Source organism: Alteromonas sp. K632G (genome assembly GCF_017653625.1).
Classification (GTDB): Bacteria; Pseudomonadota; Gammaproteobacteria; order Enterobacterales; family Alteromonadaceae; genus Alteromonas; species Alteromonas naphthalenivorans.
Map to the genome: position 1 here is coordinate 32,567 of NZ_JAGGDM010000014.1, position 24,000 is coordinate 56,566.

A 24,000-nucleotide genomic window follows, 5' to 3' on the forward strand; every position below is an offset into this window, starting at 1 on the left:
AAAGAATGGTGGGATGGTAATGGGTGAAATAGAGGGGCTTTGCGCTGATTGAAACCAGTGGCCAGAGCCACTGGTTTACGGTGTATCAGATATATTGAACTTCAATAATTTCTACTTCAACACTACCTGCTGGCGTTTGAATAGTCACCATATCATCAAGCTCTTTGCCGATAAGGCCGCGAGCAATAGGTGAATTTACCGAAATACGGTTTTGCTTAATATCTGCTTCGTCGTCGCCCACGATGCGATATGTGGTTTCTTCATCCGTATCAACATTCAAAATGGTAACGGTAGTGCCGAAAATAACCTTACCTTTGTTTTCCATTTTGGTGACATCGATAATTTGTGCGTTTGACAATTTACCTTCAATATCTTGAATACGGCCTTCGCAGAAACTTTGCTGTTCACGGGCGGCGTGATATTCAGCATTTTCTTTTAAGTCGCCGTGCTCGCGAGCTTCAGCAATAGACTGAATAATACGCGGGCGAGTTTTTGTTTTAAGTTCGTTTAGTTCGTCGCGCAGAAGCTGTGCGCCGTGCGCGGTCATTGGATACTGACTCATGAATACAGTCTCGACTAGCTAGTTGATTTTAAACAGAAAAAAGTGCGCCTTCCGGCGCACTTTTGATTGGTTCACATAAGTGTCATATACACAGGATACCGCGTATCCCATGTAATGTCATCAGTGTTAGAGTCTTGCGTGAAGCTCTTGAACTGAAGCCACCTTGTCACGATCGTCTGCCGACTTCGCACGAATAGTAGCAAAAGCAGCATTCATTGTGGTGGTGTAAGTCACCTTATTCAGCAACGCTTCACGGCGAATATAAACCGAGTCGGTAATCGCTTGGCGACCTTCCGTAGTATTGATGATATAGGCGTACTCTCCATTTTTGATGGAGTCCACAATGTTAGGGCGACCTTCAGACAGCTTATTCACTACAGAACAGGCAATACCTGCATCATAAAGTGTGGTTGCCGTGCCTCGCGTCGCTTCAATGCTAAATCCAGCGCCGTTCAATGCTTTGGCTAATTCGATAATTTTATTCTTATCGTTATTACGCACAGAGATTAACGCTTTACCTGATTTAGGTAATGGCGCTCCTGCACCTAAGTTAGCTTTAGCATACGCTTCTTCAAACGTGTCACCTACACCCATCACTTCGCCAGTAGAGCGCATTTCTGGGCCTAATAGTGGATCAACACCTTGGAATTTAGCAAACGGTAATACCACTTCTTTCACAGAGTAAAACGGAGGAATAATTTCTGTCGTAACACCCTGCTCTGCCAAGCTAACACCCGCCATTGCACGTGCGGCAACTTTAGCAAGTGGAACACCTGTGGCTTTCGATACAAATGGTACTGTACGTGCTGCACGCGGGTTAACCTCGATTAAATACACTTCGCCATCTTTTACCGCAAATTGTGTATTCATTAGGCCAACAACACCAAGTTCAAGCGCCATGGCTTTCACTTGTTCGCGCATAACATCTTGAATCTCTTTACTTAGAGAGTGAGGTGGCAATGAACAGGCTGAGTCACCAGAGTGAACACCGGCCTGCTCAATATGCTCCATGATTCCGCCAATAACGACTTCTTTACCGTCGCAGATTGCATCGATATCGACTTCAATGGCATCATCTAAGAAGCGGTCTAGCAGTACAGGAGAATCATTAGAAACCTTCACCGCTTCCGTTAGGTAGCGTTTTAAGTCTTTAAGGTCGTAAACAATTTCCATTGCGCGGCCACCTAGTACGTACGAAGGACGTACTACAAGCGGAAAGCCAATACCGTCAGCCATTGCAAGGGCTTGCTCGATGTTAGTTACCGTAGCATTTGCTGGCTGTTTAAGGCCTAGCTTATTCACCATTTGCTGGAAGCGTTCACGATCTTCTGCTCTATCGATAGCTTCAGGCGACGTGCCAATAATAGGTACGCCAGCAGCTTCAAGGGCACGTGCTAACTTAAGCGGCGTTTGGCCACCGTATTGCACTATTACGCCTTTTGGCTTTTCTTTAGCCACAATCTCAAGTACGTCTTCTAGCGTTACCGGTTCGAAGTACAAGCGATCAGATGTGTCATAGTCGGTAGAAACCGTTTCAGGGTTACAGTTAACCATAATGGTTTCGTAACCGTCTTCACGCATTGAAAGCGCCGCGTGAACACAACAATAATCAAACTCGATACCTTGACCAATACGGTTTGGACCACCACCTAACACCATAATCTTATCGTTGTCAGTGGGGTCAGCTTCACACTCTTCATCGTAGGTTGAATACATGTAAGCCGTGCTGGTAGAAAATTCTGCCGCACAGGTATCAACACGCTTATAAACTGGCGTTACACCAAAGCCGCGACGAGTTTCACGAATGTCACCTTCACCTACTTTCGTAAGCTCGGCTAAGCGAGAGTCAGAGAAACCTTTGCGCTTAAGTTTACGCATAAGGTCTTCATCAATGCCGTGTAATCCACATTCAGCTACTTGAGCTTCAAGCTGAATAAGTTCTTCAAGCTGAACGAGGTACCAACGGTCAACGTTAGTGAGCGTAAATACTTCATCAACGGTCATGCCCATGCGGAACGCATCGCCAATGTACCAAATACGCTCAGCACCAGGCTCACGTAGTTCGTAAATCACTTTGTTGCGTGCTTCTGGGTCTTCTAAATCGACCATTGAGTTCAAGCCGTTCGCGCCAACTTCAAGGCCGCGAAGTGCTTTTTGTAGTGACTCTTGTTGGTTACGACCAATCGCCATCACTTCGCCCACTGATTTCATTTGCGTGGTTAAGCGATCGTTCGCGCCAGCAAATTTTTCAAAGTTAAAGCGAGGAATTTTTGTGACTACGTAATCGATTGAAGGCTCAAAAGATGCTGGTGTTAAACCACCGGTAATATCGTTAGCAAGCTCATCAAGGGTGTAACCAATGGCTAACTTGGCAGCCACTTTAGCAATTGGGAAACCTGTCGCTTTTGATGCTAATGCAGATGAACGCGATACCCGCGGGTTCATCTCGATGATCACCATACGGCCTGTGTTTGGATCTACACCGAACTGTACGTTAGAGCCACCGGTTTCAACACCGATTTCACGTAATACTGCCATGGCGGCATTACGCATTAGCTGGAATTCTTTGTCAGTAAGGGTTTGCGCTGGCGCGACTGTGATTGAGTCACCAGTATGTACACCCATGGCATCGAAGTTTTCAATAGTACACACGATGATACAGTTATCTGCACGGTCGCGAACTACTTCCATTTCGTATTCTTTCCAACCAATTAACGACTCATCAATAAGGAGTTCTTTGGTAGGCGAAAGGTCGAGACCCCGGCCACAAATTTCGTTAAATTCGTCAATATTGTATGCAATACCGCCGCCGCTTCCACCCATGGTGAATGACGGACGAATAATACATGGAAAGCCAATACGCGTTAGTACGTCGTGGGCTTGATCCATGCTTTGTGCAATTTCGGCGCGTGGGCATTCAAGACCAATGTTTTTCATTGCCTTGTCGAAGCGCTCACGGTTTTCAGCTTTATCGATAGCATCAGCCGTTGCACCGATAAGTTCAACATTGAACTCTTTCAATACACCGTGATGATCTAAATCTAGCGCGCAGTTAAGCGCAGTTTGTCCGCCCATTGTGGGCAAGATGGCATCTGGACGCTCTTTTTCGATAATTTTGCGTACCACTTCCCAGTGAATTGGCTCGATGTATGTTGCATCGGCCATTTCAGGATCGGTCATGATAGTAGCGGGGTTCGAGTTAACCAGAATAACGCGATAACCTTCTTCGCGTAGCGCTTTACATGCTTGAGCGCCTGAATAGTCAAACTCGCAGGCCTGGCCAATAACAATAGGGCCAGCACCTATGATGAGAATACTTTTTATGTCGGTACGTTTTGGCATAGCGGGCTCGTTCCTACTGCTTGTGTTGTTCGATTAATTCAATGAAGTGGTCGAATAGCGGCGCAGCTTCGTGCGGTCCAGGGCTTGCTTCTGGGTGCCCTTGGAAACTAAACGCTGGCTTATCGGTACGATGAATACCTTGTAACGACTTATCGAACAACGAAACATGCGTTACTTCTAAATTAGAAGGTAGGCTTGATTCATCTACAGCGAAGCCATGGTTCTGACTGGTGATCATCACCACATTGCGTTTTAAGTCTTTCACTGGATGGTTAGCACCATGGTGACCAAACTTCATTTTCACCGTAGTAGCACCACTGGCAAGCGCAAGTAGTTGATGACCTAAACAGATACCAAACACTGGCAAACCTGTTTCAACGATAGTTTTAATCGCTGTAATGGCATAATCACACGGCTCAGGGTCACCAGGGCCGTTAGACAAGAACACACCATCAGGTTGCATAGCTAACACTTCTTCAGCAGGTGTTTGCGCGGGTACCAAGGTAACGCGACAACCACGGTCTGCAAGCAAACGTAAAATGTTGCTCTTAACCCCGTAATCGTAAGCGACTACATGATATTTACTATCGGCTGGAGTGATATACCCTTCGCCCAATTTCCAGCTGCCTTCAGTCCACGTCTTTGGCTCAGTAATGCTTACTACTTTTGCCAAATCCATGCCTTTCAAGCCAGGATAATCTTTTGCTTGTGCTAACGCGCTCGCTTCATCTAACTCATCAGTACAAACGATGCAGCCGTTTTGCGCGCCTTTATCACGTAGAATACGTGTTAAACGACGAGTATCGATATCGGCTATACCTACAACGCCTTTGGCTTTGAGGTACTCTGATAACGTTTGTTGTTGACGGAAATTACTAGCAACAAGAGGTAAGTCACGAATAATAAGACCTTTAGACCAGATTTTATCTGCTTCAACGTCTTCTTCGTTAATACCGGTATTGCCAATATGTGGATAAGTAAGGGTAATGATTTGTTCAGCGTAGGATGGGTCAGTGATGATTTCTTGATAGCCTGTCATTGAAGTATTAAAAACAACTTCACCAACGGCAGTGCCTTGCGCACCTATCGCCGTTCCTTTAAAGACAGAACCATCCTCTAACACCAAAAGGGCAGAATTAGCCAAGTCAACCTCCAGATTAAGGATAACTATGTGTTTGAACAGAATTTCTGTCCAAACCCCACAAAAAATGAGAGTACTGATTTAACAGCGCTCATTTTACGATCTTTGCAGCTAATAAAACCGTGTTCTACAGCCAGTTTTATAGCTTTAGAATACGAAATTCGGGCAAATTCCGGCGAGTATACATGACTGACTAAAAATGTCTAATTTAAATATTAAAAATCATTAAAATAACCACTTAAACTCATTTGTCTTGTATAACCGCCAAAACCACTACTTATTAGTGCAAAGTAATGCGACTAAAGCCGCTGTTAAAATGAAAACTATCTTCACGGTCTTTAGTTATTATTTCAGGTCTAGCACATCAACCATTGAATATAATCCTGCTGGCTTGCCGTGAAGCCATTGGGCCGCATGCACCGCGCCTTTTGCAAACGTTAAGCGGCTTGATGCTTTATGGGTTATTTCCAAACGCTCACCAATATCGGCAAACAATGCAGTGTGTTCACCGACAATATCGCCTGCGCGAACGGTAGCAAACCCAATAGTGCCTTGGTCACGCTCAGGCTCTTTGCCTTCACGACCATAAACAGCACAGGTCTTAAGGTCACGACCTAGCTCATCGGCAATGGCTTCACCAATGGCCATGGCGGTGCCAGAAGGCGCATCTTGTTTAAATCTGTGGTGGGCTTCAGTAATTTCTATATCAGCCGTATTACCTAACGCCTTCGCAGCTTGTCGAACCAATGACAACATCAGGTTAACGCCCACGCTGTAGTTAGCCGCAAAAACGATGGGAATGGTTTTAGCCGCTTCATCTAACGCAGCCAATTGGCTTTCACTTAACCCAGTAGTACCGATGACGACTGGCATTTTATTGGCCACGCACCATGCAATGTTATTTTCAAACACCACAGGTAAGGTAAAATCAATCATCACATCAGCGTGTTGTTGAGTTAGTGCAGACATGCCTAAACAATCAATTGGCTTTTTACCAATGCCAGCCAACTCGCCCACATTCATGCCAATCCAAGGAGAATCATCACGCACGGTAGCAACACTCAGCTCTGCATTGTCGTTTTGATCTAGTGCTTCAATAAGCACCCGACCCATGCGCCCATTGGCGCCAAATAAACCTACTTTCATTTACGTTATTCTTTTCCTTCAACAGTAAACACATTTTGCCAAATGCAGTTACTATTGCAACGAGATAAGCTTAAATATTACTGATAATTGAAAAATTGCAGCATTAATACAAAAAAGGTGGGCAACCTATCGTTTTTAACGGTAAAAATAGCTAGCATGAAAGTAAGTGGGTTTACCTCAAGACCTAAATAACGTTTAAATTAATGGTTATTGAATTACTTCAAAACACATAGGCAGAATAATATGCGTAAACAGCTTATATGGGATCTTCCCACCCGGCTTTTTCACTGGCTTTTGGTTGCCAGTATTGCTGCACAATATGTTACCGCTGAGTGGATGGACGATGCGACCCAATGGCATTTCTATATTGGTTATTTTACTTTAGGGCTTTTGGTCTTTAGGTTAATTTGGGGAGTCATAGGCCCAACCTACGCCCGCTTTAGTCAATTTGTGAAAGGACCAAGTGCGGTAATAGGTTATTTACGTACATTGTTCGATAAAAACAGTGCCGCCGTGGCAGGCCACAATCCTCTTGGTGGCTGGTTTGTGGTGGTAATGCTTCTACTTTTGTTAGTTCAAGCGGTAAGCGGGCTGTTCATGACTGACGATATTTTTCTTGATGGCCCCTATCGCCACCTTGTTAGCAATAGCACGTTAGATCTTATGAACACTTTGCACCACCTTGCCTTCGACATTTTACTGTGGGTAATAGGCTTACATGTTGCTGCTATTGGGTTTTATGCCGTGTATAAAAAGCAAAAACTTGTACCCCCTATGTTTCATGGTCAAAAGGACACTGAAGACAAGCCTATTCCCTCGTCTCGTCTTTGGCTTGCACTTGCAGTTGCGCTAGTAACAGCGGCTGCGCTTTACTACGCGATAGAAATTGCCCCGCCCGCACCTGAAGTCGAAGAGTACTTTTAACTTCTTGTGCAGCAGAAAAGATAAGGCTTAGCGTTCAACTAAGCCTTTGTTTTTCATTAAATCGGCAATCTCTGTCACACTGCCTGGATCGTCAATGGTAGAGGGGATATTAATTGGCTCATCTGCTGCGATTTGTCTTAGCAGCTTACGCAATATTTTTCCTGATCGTGTTTTTGGCAAGCGGTTCACAATCACGGCACGCTTAAAACTAGCCACCGGCCCTATGGTGTTTCGTACTTTAGCAATGAGCTCTTGCTCAAAAGCTGCCTCTTCTACTTTAACGCCATCTTTAAGTAGCACTAAGCCTACTGGAATCTGCCCTTTTAGCGCGTCAGCCACTCCAATAACACTGCACTCGGCCACGGCATTGTGTGAAGCCAACACTTCTTCCATTTCACCCGTTGATAACCGATGCCCCGCCACATTGATGACATCGTCGGTTCTACCCATAATGAACACGAAACCTTCTTCATCTATGTATCCGTTGTCACCCGTGCTGTAATAACCCTCGAATTCCTGTAAATATCCTTGAGTGAAACGCTTATGGTCTCGCCAGATAGTGGTTAAACACCCTGGAGGTAACGGCAAAGATATGGCAATAGCCCCCTTTTCACCAGTAGCAACCGGCTCACCGTTAGCGCCCAATACTCTCACGTTAAAACCTGGGGTAGGAACGCTTGATGAACCCGGTTTAGTGCTAAGCGGTTCAATGCCAATAGGGTTTGAACAAATAGGCCAACCGGTTTCAGTTTGCCACCAGTGATCAACCACCGGCTTACCGGTTTTTTCTACCGTCCAATGATATGTGGGCGGATCTAATCGTTCACCGGCCATAAATATGGTTCGTAAACTACTTAGGTCATATCGCGCGATGCAATTAGCTTCAGGATCTTCTTTCCTAATCGCTCTGAATGCTGTTGGCGCGGCAAACAATACATTAATTCTATGCTGTTCTACCATACGCCAGAATGCGCCAGCGTCAGGTGTACCTACCGGCTTGCCTTCGAACATAACAGTAGTAGCGCCCTTTATTAGTGGCCCATAAACAATGTACGAGTGCCCTACTACCCAGCCCACATCTGATGCAGCCCAAAAAACATCGCCTTGATCTATGTCGTAAATGGCTTGCATAGAATAATTAAGTGCTACCGCATGACCACCATTGTCACGAACAACCCCTTTGGGTTTGCCCGTCGTGCCGGAGGTATACAAAATATAAAGGGGATCGGTAGCATCCACGGGTGTGCATTCTACTGGTTCACTAGCTTGACATAATGCTTGCCAATCATGGTCAAAGTCATCTACCAAGTTCGCATTAAGCTGCTTGCGTTGATAAACAATACAACCCGCAGGTTTATGGTGAGCAAGGCCGATAGCATCATCAACCATGGGTTTGTAAGGCAATAATTTTTTACCTTCTATACCGCACGATGCCGTAATGATAAGTGCAGGTTCAGCATCATCTATTCTGACCGCTAATTCACTGGCTGCGAAACCACCGAATACCACAGAGTGAATAGCCCCTATTCTTGCCACCGCTAACATTGCTACCGCAGCTTGAGGGATCATGGGCATGTAGATAATAACCGTATCGCCCTTTGTGACGCCAAGGCTTGTGAGCGCACCTGCTAACGTAGCCACTTCATTAAGCAGGGTATTATAGGTCCAGGTTTCTTGCGTATTCGTAACAGGAGAATCGTAAATTAGCGCCGCGTTTTCGCCCCGCCCTGCATTAACATGGTGATCTAATGCCAAATAACTGGTATTGAGCTTTCCTCCTTTAAACCACTGAGGATAGCCGTTTGTGTTTTCGCTTAGTGCTTTTTTAGGGGGTGTAAACCAGTCGAGATGCAGTGCTTTATCTTGCCAAAATGCTTCTGGGTTATCAATTGACGCCTGATATTCTTGATGATAATTCATGACCGTTTCCGCAATAGAGTATTACTTTACCCTACTGCATAAACATGATTTTATCGTATAAGACTTCAGGCTTATGTTGCTTAACCCATTGTATAAATGGAGATTATTTCTTTATCGTTAGCACTACCCGCATCAAAAATTGGGGCTTCGTCACTAAAAACGTGAGACTTAATCTGCTTCACTTTAACCACCAGCATGCTGTTTTACGGGTAATTTTGCGCGCCAATCTGTGACATTCAGGGGCTTGTCTAAAAAGTACCCTTGAAACACATGGCAACCACGCTTTATAGCGTCGTTAAATTGCGTAGTATTTTCTATTCCTTCCGCTACTGTTCTTAATTCAAAGATTTTTGCGATATCGAAAATACTATTCAGCAGTGGGCTCTGGGCCCCAATTTTATCTTCTTCATCGATAAAGTGCCTATCAAGTTTCACTTCTTTTATACACAGATCGCGAAGGTAACTTAAATTCAAATTACCACTGCCAAAATGGTCTATAGAGAATGATATCCCTTTATCTGCTAGCTCTTTCATTGAATTACGCACCAAGGCAAAACTTCCAATGAGTACGGCTTCTCTAAGTTCAATGGTAAGGCTCCCTTTAGGAACATTCCAATGAGCAATCACAGCTAGCATTTTCTCGGTAAAGTCGGCTCTAGCCATATGTTTGGCACTAATATTAATTGAAAGCCGTGTTCTCAAACCACTTTTGTTACAATCGTATAATAGCTTTCCACATTCATTCATCACCCATTGGCCAATTTCTACTATTGCATCACTCTCTTCGGCAATGGGAATAAACTCAGCGGGGGTAATTAAGCCTAATTGGGGGTGCTGCCAACGAACTAATGCCTCGGCACACACCATACTGCCATCACTTTCATATTGGGGTTGTAACTGTATGAATAGTTCATGATTACTGACCGCAGCACCAAGGGATTGTCGAATGAAATTGTACCTATCATAACCCACACTAGAAGCACTATGAAAAACCACTGGTGTATTCACATTATCTCTACTGAGTTGTTTATACCCTTCCTCAAGCATATGCCTTACTTTCGACACATTTGCCTTCATACCTTTTAGCTGGCAAATGGTTACCACGGCATAAATCTTATGGGGGCTGTTGTGCAAGGTAATGTCGCTACACACTTCATCGGTAAATTGTCGGCGAACTGCATCTATAGTCTTTTGCGCATCTTTATCTTCTTCAGTGATGATGTCTTCGTATAATAAATAGAAGTTGTCTTCTGCACCTCTGAAAATAGCGAATGGCTTAGAAAATGTTCGAGTGAGCCTAGAGGCAAGAATACGCATAACATAGTCGGCGGTAGGCTGGCCAAACGCCTGCTTGTACTGACTGATATTATCGATAGCAATTTGCGCGCAATAAATATCAGCATACGTCACCCCCGCTTTTCGAATAACTCCCTTCAACGCCTTATCGAACAACTTAGTGTTTGGTAATTGGGTAATGGAGTCATAATAAGCGGCTTGATAAACTTGGTCTGCCAATTGTTTTCGAACACTCATGTCACGAAATACCACCACTATCCGTTTTTGCATATCGAAATAAAATGATGATAGTGAAATATCAACAGGTATAAGGCCACCATTCTTGTGGCTAACAAAATGATGCTCTAAGGATGCTTTAGTGGTTTTCCTGTCCCCTTTCATGAACGTTTCCAAATGTTCTTTGGTATTTTGTGATTCAACTTTAGGGACCAAAATACCGATATCTTGCCCTATTAGTTCATCAGCGTCGTAACCCAGCACGTGCTCTACCGTATTGTTGGCTGTGATCACAGTGCCATCGACATCAATGGTCACTAAAGCATCAGCCATACTATCCAAAATAGTAGAAAGGTACTCCGTGTAGTTGTGTTGTGTATCTGACAAACGTTTATGTTCGGTGATGTCCTGTACAGAACCATAAATCCTATACACTTTTTCTTGATGCGAATGTGTAGTGTCTGTTTGTGGCGTACCTGTCATTTTCAGCCAGCGCCGATAACCTTCTGCATTAATGTATTCTACTTCTAATGCAAACGTGGACAGTGACTTTATTGCTGCTTTCATTGCTTTGGTAATTTTTTCGCGGCTCACTTGTGGGAAGTTGGCTAAAGCTCGCTCTACCGTGATATCTCTTCCCGGCGTAACACCAAACAATAAGTAGGTTTCTCGTGTCCACGAGACAAGGCCTGCATGTATATCTAATTCCCAGCCACCAACATGAGAGATGCGCCCAATTTCATTAAGCAACTGAATTTTTTCGGCGAGTTTGTCGGTAAAAGGATGTTGAATAAGTTTATATTGAAGACTGAGTTCTATTTGCTGACGGGCTATACTAGCGTAGTGCTTTTGATGACTCGTTAATTGATGACAACGCAACACAATCAGAACGGCCCCGATAATATTACCTTGAAAATCTTTTATTCCACCTACAATCACGTTTTGGCTGCTACAAATGGTTAGCGCCTCTGGCCATTCAAAATCACAGCCTGGTAATGTGGCACTCATTTCTGTCATCGATAACAGAAGCTGAGCATGTTTGGGCATGACCAGTGACTGTTTCTCAGAATCGGAATTATTGTCATCGCAGCACAGTATATCCACGTAAGTGGCAGTAGGAGATAACGAAACAAGCAAGACAGCGGTAGCTTCTGTATTTACCCTGGCTTCACTCAACCGCGAGGTAACCTCTGGCAAACTACTATCTTGTAAAGAGCCCAACAATCCGTCGTGAAGCTGCATTTTAGGTGAACTCCAATCCATCTTAAGATGGTTATAGTGCGATCATTTGTCGTTAATTATTTGCTTATCAACTTCACTGCTCAAGCAAAAATCATGATCATTATTTAGTCAACAATAGAGAATTTTTACTCTTTTTTCCAGCACATTTGCACTAAGAAGTGAGCAATCGTTTAGTATATAAAGAGGATTTATGAGCGAGCATGAATGATATGTATGTATGCAGCTAGAGGCATGGAGGTAAGGAGGTAAGGAGGTAAGGAGGTAAGGAAATAACAGCGCACGAACTACATGCGCTGCGAATGATTAAAATGGTTAGTCTTTTTTGTAGTCGTCGTGGCAAGATTTACAGCTTGCTCCCACTTTGCCAATCGCGTTGCGATAAGCACTTTCATCACCGGCTTTAACCGCAGCTTGTAAACCCATTGACGCTTCTTTCAAAGCAGCAATTTTAGATTCTACATCTGAGAAGTTTTCCCACATTGCGTCTTTCGCGCCTGTGTCTACATCAAACTTACGGGTATCAACAGATAAGTAATCACTCATCATATCTGCAAGTTGCTCTAATCGTACACCATTGGTCATCATCACAGACTCATCAAAAGGTAGCGCTCCTTTCGCCATGCCGCCCAATGGTCCCATATTGCTGCGTACCAATTGGAATATCGCTTGACGGTATTGGGTAGCCGCTTTTGCATGCTTCTCTGACGAAGCTTCTGACGTTTCGGTCGCCGCAAATGCGCCACCCGCTAAACACGTTGCTAAAGCTGCGGTAGCTAATGTGGTTTTGATTATCTTTCCTAGATTCTTGCTCATAGTTATCGCCATGCCTGTTCGTTTGTGTTGGTCTGTTTTCTATCCTGACGAATACCCAGCTTTTGCGCAAGTTTTTAGCACGTAAATTTTGTATTTTTCCAATATTTAGGCAAAAAAAAGCCCTCATGTGAGGGCTTTATTAACTTGATATAATTTAGTTAGTTAAATCATCGAAAAACTTTTTCACACCGTCAAAGAAGCCTTGTGCTTTTGGACTGTGTTTACTTGATGCTTTACCCATCGACTCTTCTAACTCTTGCAGCAGTTCTTTTTGACGTGATGACAAGCTAACGGGCGTTTCCACCACAACTTTACACATCAAATCACCCACCGCGCCGCTTCGAACCGACTTAACGCCTTTACCACGTAAACGGAACATGCGTCCTGTTTGGGTTTCAGGGCTAATCTTAAGTTTCACTTTACCGTCGAGCGTAGGTACTTCTAGCTCGCCACCTAGGGCTGCTGTAGTAAAACTTAATGGTACTTCACAGTACAAGTTGTTACCGTCACGCTGGAAGATTTTATGGTCACGAACATGTACTTGAACATACAAGTCACCTGCCGGTGCGCCGTTCTCTCCTGCTTCGCCTTCGCCAGATAAACGAATACGATCGCCAGTGTCGACACCAGATGGAATCTTGACATTAAGGGTTTTGGTTTTTTCTTTACGACCATGGCCATGACAGCTGTTACATGGATCTTCAATAATCTTGCCTTTACCCGAGCAGGTTGGGCAAGTTTGTTGAACCGCAAAGAAGCCTTGGCGCATTTGCACCTGACCGTTTCCATGACAGGTTGGACACGTTTTAGGCGTAGAGCCTTTCTTCGCACCAGAACCGTCACACACTTCACATTCCACCAATGTAGGCACGCGAATATCAACGCTTTTGCCACGTACCGCTTCTTCAAGCGATAGCTCTAGGTTGTAGCGAAGGTCAGAGCCTTGACGGGCTCGAGATTGACGACCGCCGCGAGCACCGCCGCCACCAAAAATATCACCGAATACATCGCCAAAGATATCACCGAAGTCGCCACCACCACCAAAGCCAGCGCCACCGCGATTAGGATCTACACCAGCGTGGCCATATTGATCGTAAGCGGCACGCTTTTGCGCGTCGTTTAATACTTCGTAGGCTTCCTGGATTTCCTTGAATTTAACTTCAAGGGCTTTGTCGCCCTGCGTGCGGTCTGGGTGATATTTCATCGCTAGCTTTTTATACGCCTTTTTAATTTCGCGTTCGCCAGCGCCTTTATCTACCCCAAGCACTTCGTAGTAGTCACGTTTCGACATAGTGTTTACTTATCCTACCTATTATTATCACAAGCACGTTGTTCGAGCACATTATCGCCCTTGTGAAACTACATTTATTATCGTGTTTTATTACACGACAAAGGCGCAACAAGTGAACCTGATGCGCCTTAACTGCTAAAGTTTGCCCGGCTTACCGGGCATATCGCAACAGTTTGCTTACTTTTTGTCTTCGTCTTTGACTTCTTCAAACTCAGCGTCAACAACGTCTTCATCGGCTTGGCCAGATGCTTGTTGCTCAGCGCCTTCAGCACCCGCTTCACCGGCTGCGCCTGCTTGCTGTGCTTGAGCCGCTTCCATCAACTTGCTAGACGCTTGAATAAGTTCTTGCGTTTTCGCTTCGATGTCTGCTTTGTCTTCGCCTTTAACCGCTGTTTCTAGCGCGCTAACAGCTTCTTCGATTGGTGCTTTATCTTCTGCACTTAGTGCATCACCAACTTCTTCAAGTTGCTTGCGAGTAGCGTGAATCATACCATCAGCTTGGTTACGTGCTTGAATGAGTTCTTCAAACTTCGCATCAGATTCTTTATTCGCTTCTGCATCAGCAACCATTTTCTCGACTTCTTCATCGCTCAAGCCTGAAGATGCTTTGATTGTGATCTTCTGCTCTTTACCTGTGTCTTTATCTTTCGCAGACACATGTAAAATACCATCCGCATCCAAATCGAAAGTTACTTCGATTTGAGGGGTACCACGAGAAGCTGGACGAATACCTTCAAGGTTGAACTGACCTAGTGATTTGTTACCACTAGATTGCTTACGCTCACCCTGTAGTACGTGTACAGTTACCGCAGACTGGTTGTCTTCAGCAGTAGAGAAAGTTTGCGACTTCTTCGTTGGAATAGTCGTGTTCTTCTCGATAAGTGCTGTCATCACGCCGCCCATGGTTTCAATACCAAGCGACAAAGGCGTTACGTCAAGAAGTAGTACGTCTTTAACGTCACCAGAAAGTACACCACCTTGAATTGCTGCACCTACTGCTACGGCTTCATCAGGGTTAACGTCTTTACGTGGCTCTTTACCGAAGAATTCAGTCACTAGCTTCTGTACCAATGGCATACGTGTTTGACCACCTACTAAGATAATATCTTGGATATCACCTACTGATAGGTCAGAGTCTGCCAATGCTTGCTTAAGCGGGTTAAGCGTGTTTTTAACAAGCTCTTCAACCAATGACTCAAGTTTTGCACGCGTTAGTTTAATCGCTAAGTGCTTAGGACCTGAACCGTCTGCTGTGATGTACGGCAAGTTAACTTCAGTTTGCTGTGAAGAAGAAAGCTCAATTTTGGCTTTCTCACCGGCTTCTTTAAGACGCTGCATAGCAAGCGGATCTTTACGTAAGTCGATGCCTTGATCTTTCTTAAATTCGTCAACAAGGTAGTTAATTACACGGTTATCGAAATCTTCACCACCAAGGTGAGTATCACCATTAGTTGCTAGTACTTCAAACGTGTGCTCGCCATCTACTTCATCAATTTCGATGATAGAGATATCGAACGTACCACCACCAAGGTCGTATACCGCAACAACGTTATCGCCTTGCTTTTTGTCCATACCGTACGCTAACGCAGCCGCAGTTGGCTCGTTGATAATACGTTTAACTTCTAGACCAGCAATACGACCCGCATCTTTCGTTGCTTGACGCTGTGAATCGTTAAAGTAAGCAGGAACAGTAATTACCGCGCCCGTTACTTCTTCGCCAAGATAATCTTCAGCGGTTTTCTTCATTTTCTTAAGTACTTCAGCAGAAACTTGAGGAGGCGCCATTTTTTCGCCTTTCGCTTCTACCCATGCATCACCGTTGTCTGCACCTACAATTTTGTAAGGCATAATGTCGATGTCGCGTTGTACTTCTTTATCTTGAAAACGACGACCAATTAAGCGTTTAATCGCGAAAAGCGTGTTTTCAGGATTTGTTACCGCTTGGCGCTTAGCAGATTGACCTACTAAAGTTTCGCCGTCGTTTGTGTAAGCAATGATTGATGGCGTTGTACGATCGCCTTCCGCGTTTTCAAGTACGCGAGGTTTGTCGCCGTCTAGCACTGCGACACATGAATTCGTTGTACCTAAATCGATACCAATGATTCTACCCATTACGTGTCTCCAAAAATTTATTTAATCTACAGTTTTAGTGGGGTTATTCCGCACTATTTTCAATAGTTGTCAGTAAAAAAACTGACATTTTTGTGTAATTTAAGCCGCAATGCGTATTTACGCTTGCGTATCTACACCACCGCTAGGCGCTCTCGAAACCATAACCATGGCTGGGCGCAACAAACGGCCGTTAATTTGATACCCTTTTTGCATAACCGCCATTACCGTATTCGGTGCGTGGTCTGCACTTTCTTGCATAGACATAGCTTGGTGCAAGTCAGGGTTAAAGGTTTCACCCTGCGGATCAATAAGGCTTAATCCAAATTTCTCAATGGTGCTTAAGAAACTTTTATGCGTCATTTCCACACCTTCAAGCAACGGCTTAACCGCTTCGTTTTCGCCATCGGTTAATTCGATAGCGCGCTCAAGGTTGTCAACAACAGGAAGAAGCTCACCCGCAAAACGCTCTAATGCGAACTTACGTGCTTTTTCTACTTCCATTTCAGCGCGGCGACGGGCGTTTTCCACATCAGCACGGGCACGTAATACGCTATCTTGCTGTTCTTTAATGGTTGCCTGTGCTTCTGAAAGTGCGGTCTCTAGCTCATAGATGCGCTGTGTCGCATCTGATTCAGCTTCTGGTGAAGATTGCTCTTCTTGAATCACTTCAGCATCTTGTACGGTTTCGTCTACGCCAGAAACTTCTTGCTCTGCCTGCACGTCGCGGTTATCGCTCATGCTTTCCTCCAAACGTTAATGTCTATACTGCATAAACCCATGAATGACTCGTACTCAATCATGGGCAATGTCTGTGTTGGAATTAATTATGGGGCTGCTTTAACCGCCTTCAAGGGTAACCACACTATTTTTATGGTTTGTTTTTAAGTTTTTTTTAATAGATCAATAAATGCGAGCTACACACCCACTCATTGTAAAAAACATGTTAACTTTGACAGGTATTGTATAAGGGAATCTTGATGCTCAGTATTTGGACCGTAGGAACGGTAGTAGCCCTTTATTTGCTCGCATTATTTGCCATTGCCTTCTGGGGCGATAAACGGCTACGTGATAATCAACAACACCCAATTTTATATAGCTTGGGGTTAGGGGTTCACTGCACCTCCTGGGCGTTCTTTGGCACGACATCGCAAGCCGCTGAATATGGCTGGGCGGTGATACCTACCTATATGGGTATTATTCTTACCATGGCACTCGCCTTTCCTGTGGTATTACACATAAGCCGATTGTGTCAGCAGCACAATATCAGCTCACTAGCTGATTTAATTGGCCTAAAATATCAGCACTCTCACCTTATCGCCGCATTAATCACTATATTGTGCTTTATTGGTGTAATTCCTTACATTGCCTTGCAGCTTGATGCCATCACAAAAAGCATTAATCTCATTACGCCCGATACCCAGCATTCAACCCAAAACGTAAGTTTATATGTAGCGGGGCTAATGGCTATTTTTGCCATTGTATTTGGTACACGTACGCTCAACCTTACTGACAAGCATCCAGGTTTATTGCTTAGTATTGCCTTTGAGTCCGTGGTGAAGCTTGTTGCACTTTGGGTGGTGGGCATATTTGTTTGTTTTTACTTGTTTGATGGCGTGCTTGATTTAGTTACGCAAGCCGCCAGTAGCGACGCTGCGCGCAGTGTCATTTATGCCGATAGGGCACCATGGGTGTATTTATCCCACGTGCTTTTAGGTGTGTGCTCTATGTTTGTATTACCGCGCCAATTTCACATGAACTTCGTTGAGCTAAACGGCGAAGGTGAGCTGCGCACCGCTCGCTGGTTGTTTCCTCTTTATCTTTTGGGTATGACGGTGTTTCTTATTCCCTTGGCATTGGCAGGTAAAGTGTTGCTGCCGCAAAGCGTCAATTCTGATGCGTATGTTTTAGCCCTTCCTCTGTACGCAGAAAATATGTCTGTTTCTATCGTTGCTTTTGTTGGTGGCCTATCGGCTACCACCAGCATGGTGATTGTGGCAACACTTGCCCTTGGCATCATGATAGCCAACAACTTAGTTACTCCGTTGTGGTTGAAACTACGTTTGCGCGCTGAACCTAATCACACTATGCAGCCCAGTAAAATTTTGACTATCCGTCGCCTTACCGTATTAGTAGTGTTGTCGGTAGCCCTTTGGTATCACTTAAATGTTAGCCAATCGGCTCCCCTAGTAAAAAGCGGTATTATTGCCATTGCCTTACTAGGCCAGTGCTTTCCTGTGCTTATGTTCGGCATTTATTGGCAACGAAGTACCAAAGCGGCTGCCGTATGTGCGCTGTTCGCCGGCTTTAGTTTTTGGGTAGTGTACTTGCTGTACCCCAGCATAATGTCGAGCTACTACTTTAATAGCCCACCTTCTGATGCCGAGCTAGGAATAGGGTTCGCTTATTCATTGTTTGCGAACTGCGTCACCTTCATTGTGGTTTCTTATATTACGTTTAAGCGCCCGCTTCATGGCATTGAAAGCGAAACGCTAGCTTCACCAACCTTTGCCATTCGTATTAAAGATTTAACTGCACTAACACAGCGAGTTCTCGACCCAGCAGTTCATGAAGCCCTAGTAAATCAGTTATCAGTTAATATTTCCGATGCTAATTCGGGTTACGCAAACCACACACTTTTGCAGCGCACAGAAAAATTGCTCAGCGCTCAAGTAGGCACCCCAAGTGCGCGCATTTTGCTAGGCGCTATTACTGAAACTAAAAATGATACCTTGCCTGAATTGGTAGATTGGGTAGAAGAAGCGTCGCAATCTTTTCAGTTTAATCATGAAGTACTGCAATCCTCGGTACAAAATATTGAGCAAGGTATTAGCGTATTAGATGAAAAGCTGCAGTTATTAGCGTGGAATGAGCGCTATATTGAAATGTTTAACTACCCACGGTCATTCCTTAAAACCGGTATGTCGATTGAAAGTATTCTTGCTTACAACGCCAAAAGAGGGCTATTCGGCAACGCCACGCTAACCAACGATGAAATTAATAAACGTATTGTTTATATGAAAGAAGGCAGCCGGTACAAATATGTACGAAAACAGCCCGATGGAAAAGTGATTGAGCTAAATGGCTCGCCATTACCTGGGGGTGGATATGTAACGACCTACAGTGACATAACTGAATACATTGCCATTCAAGAAGCCCTTGAGCGCGCCAAATCTGAATTAGAAGGCCGCGTAGTTGCTCGCACTGAAGAGCTGCAGCATGCAAAACTTGAAGCCGACAAGGCAAACGAAAGTAAAACGAAGTTTTTAGCTGCAGCGGGACACGATCTCATGCAACCCTTTAATGCCGCTACCTTATTTGCCGCCATGCTGGCCCAAAAAACCAAAGGCGGTGAACTGGCCACGCTTTCAGAAGGGGTGGTTAGCTCACTTAATAGTGCAGAAAGCCTGCTAACCATGCTACTAGATATGACCAAGTTGGAGTCGGGCAAGTTGGCTCCTCAAACAAGCAGTTTTGCATTAGATGATATGTTAGCGCCACTCGTTCAAGAGTTCAGTGTAATTGCAGCATCTAAAGGCTTAACCTTGCGTTATGTCCCCACCCAACTTGTTATTCATTCCGATAAAAATTTGTTACGCCGTATCGTGCAAAACTTATTATCGAATGCGATACGCTATACCACAGTAGGCAAGGTACTGGTTGGTATAAGGCGCAAGTACTCAAAATCAGGCCACCAGCGCCCATTAAAATCAACCACACCGCTAATTGATATTTGTGTCTACGATACAGGGGCTGGTATTCCCAACCACCAGCAAAGTGAAATCTTTAACGAATTTCACCAATTAGATGAAACACAAAACGCTCAAGGTTTGGGGTTAGGGTTAACCATTGTAGAGCGTATGGGCCGGTTGCTACACCACCCTATTTCACTGGTATCCACAGTAAACAAGGGCAGCAAGTTTAGTGTGTCTGTGCCTTGCGTTGAAACTTCCTATAGCAACAGCAACTCAAACATAAAAAGCGCCGACCTTGCACATACAGAAACGGCAGAAACTAGAACTAAAACAACCAATGGCGCAATAGCGCCTAGTGCACAGACACCACGCGCAATGCCAAGTAAGCCATTTTTATCTGGCAGACGAATACTACTGATAGAAAATGATGCACAAATAGCCCAAGCCATGGAAGTATTGCTCTCAGATTGGGGCGCGGTAGTGCTAGTTGCCACAAATATTGCTGAATCGATGCAAGCGTGCCCTACCCCTCCAGATTTGCTTCTTGTTGACTATCATTTAGATGCCAGTGAAACAGGAACGCAAGCGGCCTCTCAATTACAGGAAAAGTGGGGACGCAAGGTACCCGGGGTGCTAATTACGGCAAACAGAAGTGAGGGTATTAGGGACGCTGCTAGTGACTTAGGGCTGTACTACTTACCCAAACCTGTTAAACCTTTAGCCCTTAAGCGCTTGCTCAAAAATGAATTGAAACTTGCTGACTAGCTTAGTGTTCAAATTAGTGGTTGGCAGATGAACAATATAAGTGGTTATATGTCGTTAACAGGGTTAGCATTATTAATGCGTCAGTTTGCTCGATTGGTCATTTTGTTTAATGCGTTAGTTAAAATCGGCTTGTTTAGATAATAGCGTAGACCTACTCATGCACAGCCATAGCATGTTTAAACGCAATACCTGCTTTCGTGCGATTAATAACCTTCAACTTTCTCAATACTGCTGAAACGTGCTGCTTTACTGTAGATTCGGAAATATCCAGTTCGTAAGCTATTTGCTTATTTAACAGCCCGTCTGCCACCATCCGAAGTACTTTCAATTGGTGAGGCGTTAACATGGCTAGTTTAACGCTAAAATCGTCAGTTTCGGTCTCAGACGCTTCATCAGTAAGATTCGCTACCGATTCAGGAAGCCACTGCTCGCCATCTAACACACGTTCAACCGCCTCGGCTATACACTCTATAGATGCCGATTTAGGAATAAAACCGCACGCACCTAAAGCAAGCGCCTTGCGAATAAGGTTAGCCTCTTCTAAGGCTGTCACCATGACCACCAATACGTCAGGAAATCGTGCCCGCACTTCAGACAACCCTATCAAACCCTCGTTACCCGGCATTTTCACATCCAAAAATACCAAATCGATATCTGGGTTTGCTTCAAGCTGACTTAGGGTTTCATCCAGCGTAGATGCTTGCAGTATATGAGGCCCTACAATGTCGCCAAGGGCTTGGCACATTGCCGCTCGAAATAAGGGGTGATCATCTGCAATAAGTACGCGTATTTTCATCTTATTATCTGCCGCAATATTGTAACAAAATTGTTAATACAATAATAACATGATAATTACAAATGCCCAGTATTAATAGTCACTTTTGATGTGTATAAATACAGTTGCAAGAAGAAGTTAAAAACAAGAAAGCCGGAACTCACATTCCGGCTTTCTTTGTATCGCTATTTTATATTATTTGTACATTTAGCTATTGCACTAACAATTGTGCGACTCACCGTGTCTAAAAACGATACCCTAGCGTAACGTGAACTGTACGTGGGTCACCATAATAGCCAATTAACGTAGTATCACCGCCTAAGCCTGGTCCAAAGTTACCGTCTTCGTCTCGAGTAACAAAGTCATATCCACCCACCAAGTATTCTTCGTCGGTTAGGTTTTTCACATGAAGGCCTGCATACCAATCGCCTTCTACACTCTCCCAACGCGCACTTAAATTCACCATACCATAGGCATCTTGTTCAATTAGATCGCTGGTTTCAAACAATAAATAATCACCACGATAGTAATAGTTAGCATTAAATGAAATATCACCAAAACCTGTTTCTAGCAGATAATTTGCACCAATATTCAGTGTATTTTCAGGTGTGCTAGCCAAACCAATGAGAGGGGGTATCGCATTGTTTTTCTTAATTTCAAAGTCGATATACCCGTAAGCCACGTCAAATTGTAAGTTATCAGAGGCTACCCATGTCATTTCTACTTCTGCACCTTTTGCAGCCGTTTCTGCCGCGTTGCGTAACCTTTGATCAAGTGCAGTTGGGTCGCTTAAATCACCTTCGATTCCTATGTATTGTCGGTCTGAATGGTCATACGAAAACAAGGTTACATTTAATCGCAATGCATCGTTTACGTCACTTTTCATGCCCACTTCGTAGCTATCAACGACTTCAGGTTCAACCCCTGGCTCGTTTACCGTAGCGCGTGGATTAAAGGTGCCCGATTTAAAGCCTTGCGAATAACTCGCAAAAAATAGGGTATCTCGGCTCATTTGGTATTCCACACCTACTCGTGGCGTAAAGCGTGACCAGCTTTCTACCGCAGGTCCTTCAAAAACACCATCACCGTCGCTGTCTGTGCCAAGCACTTGAGGCACTAAGTCACCATCAGGGCGAACATAGCCATCAATCCAATCGGTAGAAGGGTATACATTGGCGAAGATTAAGCCGTTATTTACCGTTGCCGATTTTTCTTCGTCAGTGAAGCGGGCTCCGAGTGAGAGAGAAAGTTTGTCGTTGATGTCGTAATTAAATTGCGCATAAGCAGCCCAGCTTTCCGAGTTGTTACAGCCGCTCACTTCACGTGTTAAACCCGGTGCGCCTAGCGCCACACCTAACACACCTAATACTGCATCGAAGTTTCCGCATGACTCACCATCATAAAGATATAAGCCAGATACGAGCGAGTAGCTATTTCCCGTATAATTTAGCTGCAATTCATGGGTGTCATTGCTGTCGTCATACTCGGCAGGCACATCGAAAATTGGCAATGCCGTATTATCAAAATCAATATTTGTAGGCGAATAGCTCTCGCGATGAGAGCCTATGTATTTAAGCTCTAAATTATCGCTTACGTTGTATCGGGCTAGCCAGTTATACCCTTCAAGTTCTACTTTATTCCAAGTAGGTAGGCTGGTGTACGAATCGAACTTTGAATCAGGCACGGGCGCGTCGGTTAGAATACTGGGGATAAGACGATAGCCACCTTTTGCGTTTGAGGTATCTTCGGTTTTATCCCAGCCGAAACGGAAAAACAAATCATCACTAGCGTGTACTTCTAAGGTAAGACGGGCAGCCCATAAATCTTTGTTATAGTTTTCTTTATCTTGGCCGTCTAATGCGCTGACTAAGTATTCGCCAAAGCCGTCGCGGTTTAAATTAGCGTAACCTACTCCCAAATACACCGTATCTTCTATTAATGGGATTTGCCCTGTGACCTTGAGATCCCGCTGGCTATAACTACCAAGGGTAGCTTGCACGTTTAATTGGGTTTCCCCTGACATTTCTTTGGTGACATATTTTACAGCCCCACCAATAGTGTTCTTACCATAAAGCGTACCCTGCGGCCCACGTAGTACTTCAATGCGCTGTACATCTAACAAATCGAGCACCGCACCTTGTGGGCGAGCAATGTACACATCATCAACGTAAATACCTACGCCAGGCTCGTATCCCCAAAGCGGGTCTTGTTGACCTAAACCACGAATAAAAGCGGTTAACGTAGAGTTAGTGCCACGGCTGGTTTGCAATGTAGTGTTCGGCGAAAACTGCTGTACTTCAGTAAGTACGCTAATGCCCTTTTCGGCTAATTCAACCGCACCAATTGAGGTGATGGCCACAGGGGTTTCCTGCAATGATTCAACGGTTTTTCGTGCGGTAACTTCAATACGTTCTAGTTTGCCTTTATCGTCAGCATCTGCGTCTTGAGCAAACGTAACGGGTGAAACTAACAGTGCGCTCGCAACAGCAGCTGCACAGATAGAGCGAGGGTAACGCTGCATGTGTGTAGTGAGTGACATAATGTGTCCTTTTTAGTTCTAAATTATCGTTACTGTCGGATGTAATGCCTGCGGTCGAACTTTACTCTAGGTAATTTTACCCTCGTCGTATGTAGTACCATCGTACTATGGGAATTTAGCGCCACTACCGCCACACTTTAGCCCTAGGACATGACTTCACCAATTGTTTATTGAAGTGAAAAGCCATGACTTAAATCTATATAAACGCAATATAAACATAAACT

General features: G+C 44.4%; 14 protein-coding genes. 2 read left to right on the forward strand and 12 right to left on the reverse strand.

From position 1 onward, the window contains the following. Positions 1 to 85: 85 nt before the first annotated feature. From greA to dapB, 4 genes are all read right to left on the reverse strand, one after another. Positions 86 to 562: a transcription elongation factor GreA gene (greA, locus tag J5X92_RS14105; RefSeq protein WP_013784745.1), complete on the reverse strand. Its 477-nt coding sequence runs from the start codon at positions 560 to 562 to the stop codon at positions 86 to 88. A 126-nt stretch (positions 563 to 688) separates the two neighbouring features. Continuing rightward, complete coding sequence (carB, locus tag J5X92_RS14110; RefSeq protein ID WP_013784746.1) at positions 689 to 3,904, reverse strand: carbamoyl-phosphate synthase large subunit; 3,216 nt, start codon at positions 3,902 to 3,904, stop codon at positions 689 to 691. Positions 3,905 to 3,917: 13 nt separating this feature from the next. Next, the gene (gene carA / locus J5X92_RS14115) at positions 3,918 to 5,048 is read right to left on the reverse strand and encodes a glutamine-hydrolyzing carbamoyl-phosphate synthase small subunit (protein WP_013784747.1); all 1,131 of its coding nucleotides are present in this window, start codon (positions 5,046 to 5,048) and stop codon (positions 3,918 to 3,920) included. Between the two features lie 342 nt (positions 5,049 to 5,390). Next, positions 5,391 to 6,191: a 4-hydroxy-tetrahydrodipicolinate reductase gene (dapB, locus tag J5X92_RS14120; protein WP_126873914.1), complete on the reverse strand. Its 801-nt coding sequence runs from the start codon at positions 6,189 to 6,191 to the stop codon at positions 5,391 to 5,393. Between the two features lie 243 nt (positions 6,192 to 6,434). Between dapB and J5X92_RS14125 the strand changes: the two genes are divergently transcribed. Then, on the forward strand, positions 6,435 to 7,115 hold the full coding sequence (locus J5X92_RS14125) for a cytochrome b/b6 domain-containing protein (RefSeq protein ID WP_126873915.1): 681 nt from the start codon (positions 6,435 to 6,437) through the stop codon (positions 7,113 to 7,115). A 27-nt stretch (positions 7,116 to 7,142) separates the two neighbouring features. Here J5X92_RS14125 and J5X92_RS14130 read toward each other — a convergent pair whose 3' ends face one another. From J5X92_RS14130 to grpE, 6 genes are all read right to left on the reverse strand, one after another. After that, a complete protein-coding gene (locus tag J5X92_RS14130; protein ID WP_208805976.1) occupies positions 7,143 to 9,035 on the reverse strand; it encodes a propionyl-CoA synthetase in 1,893 nt (630 codons plus the stop codon). Between the two features lie 183 nt (positions 9,036 to 9,218). Next, complete coding sequence (locus tag J5X92_RS14135; protein ID WP_208805977.1) at positions 9,219 to 11,789, reverse strand: GGDEF domain-containing phosphodiesterase; 2,571 nt, start codon at positions 11,787 to 11,789, stop codon at positions 9,219 to 9,221. A 312-nt stretch (positions 11,790 to 12,101) separates the two neighbouring features. Beyond that, positions 12,102 to 12,602: a cytochrome c gene (locus J5X92_RS14140; RefSeq protein WP_208805978.1), complete on the reverse strand. Its 501-nt coding sequence runs from the start codon at positions 12,600 to 12,602 to the stop codon at positions 12,102 to 12,104. A gap of 154 nt (positions 12,603 to 12,756) precedes the next feature. Then, complete coding sequence (gene dnaJ, locus J5X92_RS14145; RefSeq protein ID WP_013784754.1) at positions 12,757 to 13,893, reverse strand: molecular chaperone DnaJ; 1,137 nt, start codon at positions 13,891 to 13,893, stop codon at positions 12,757 to 12,759. A gap of 177 nt (positions 13,894 to 14,070) precedes the next feature. Next, positions 14,071 to 16,005: a molecular chaperone DnaK gene (dnaK, locus tag J5X92_RS14150; protein ID WP_013784755.1), complete on the reverse strand. Its 1,935-nt coding sequence runs from the start codon at positions 16,003 to 16,005 to the stop codon at positions 14,071 to 14,073. A gap of 117 nt (positions 16,006 to 16,122) precedes the next feature. After that, positions 16,123 to 16,743, reverse strand: coding sequence for a nucleotide exchange factor GrpE (gene grpE / locus J5X92_RS14155; protein WP_061997514.1), 621 nt, complete (start codon positions 16,741 to 16,743; stop codon positions 16,123 to 16,125). A gap of 239 nt (positions 16,744 to 16,982) precedes the next feature. Here grpE and J5X92_RS14160 point away from each other — a divergent pair, with 239 nt between their 5' ends. Further along, positions 16,983 to 20,462, forward strand: coding sequence for a PAS-domain containing protein (locus J5X92_RS14160; protein ID WP_208805979.1), 3,480 nt, complete (start codon positions 16,983 to 16,985; stop codon positions 20,460 to 20,462). A gap of 151 nt (positions 20,463 to 20,613) precedes the next feature. Here the strand turns inward: J5X92_RS14160 and J5X92_RS14165 are convergent, their stop codons facing one another. After that, complete coding sequence (locus J5X92_RS14165) at positions 20,614 to 21,258, reverse strand: response regulator transcription factor (protein ID WP_126873922.1); 645 nt, start codon at positions 21,256 to 21,258, stop codon at positions 20,614 to 20,616. 223 nt (positions 21,259 to 21,481) lie between these two features. Beyond that, on the reverse strand, positions 21,482 to 23,776 hold the full coding sequence (locus J5X92_RS14170; RefSeq protein ID WP_208805980.1) for a TonB-dependent receptor: 2,295 nt from the start codon (positions 23,774 to 23,776) through the stop codon (positions 21,482 to 21,484). Positions 23,777 to 24,000: the final 224 nt, after the last annotated feature.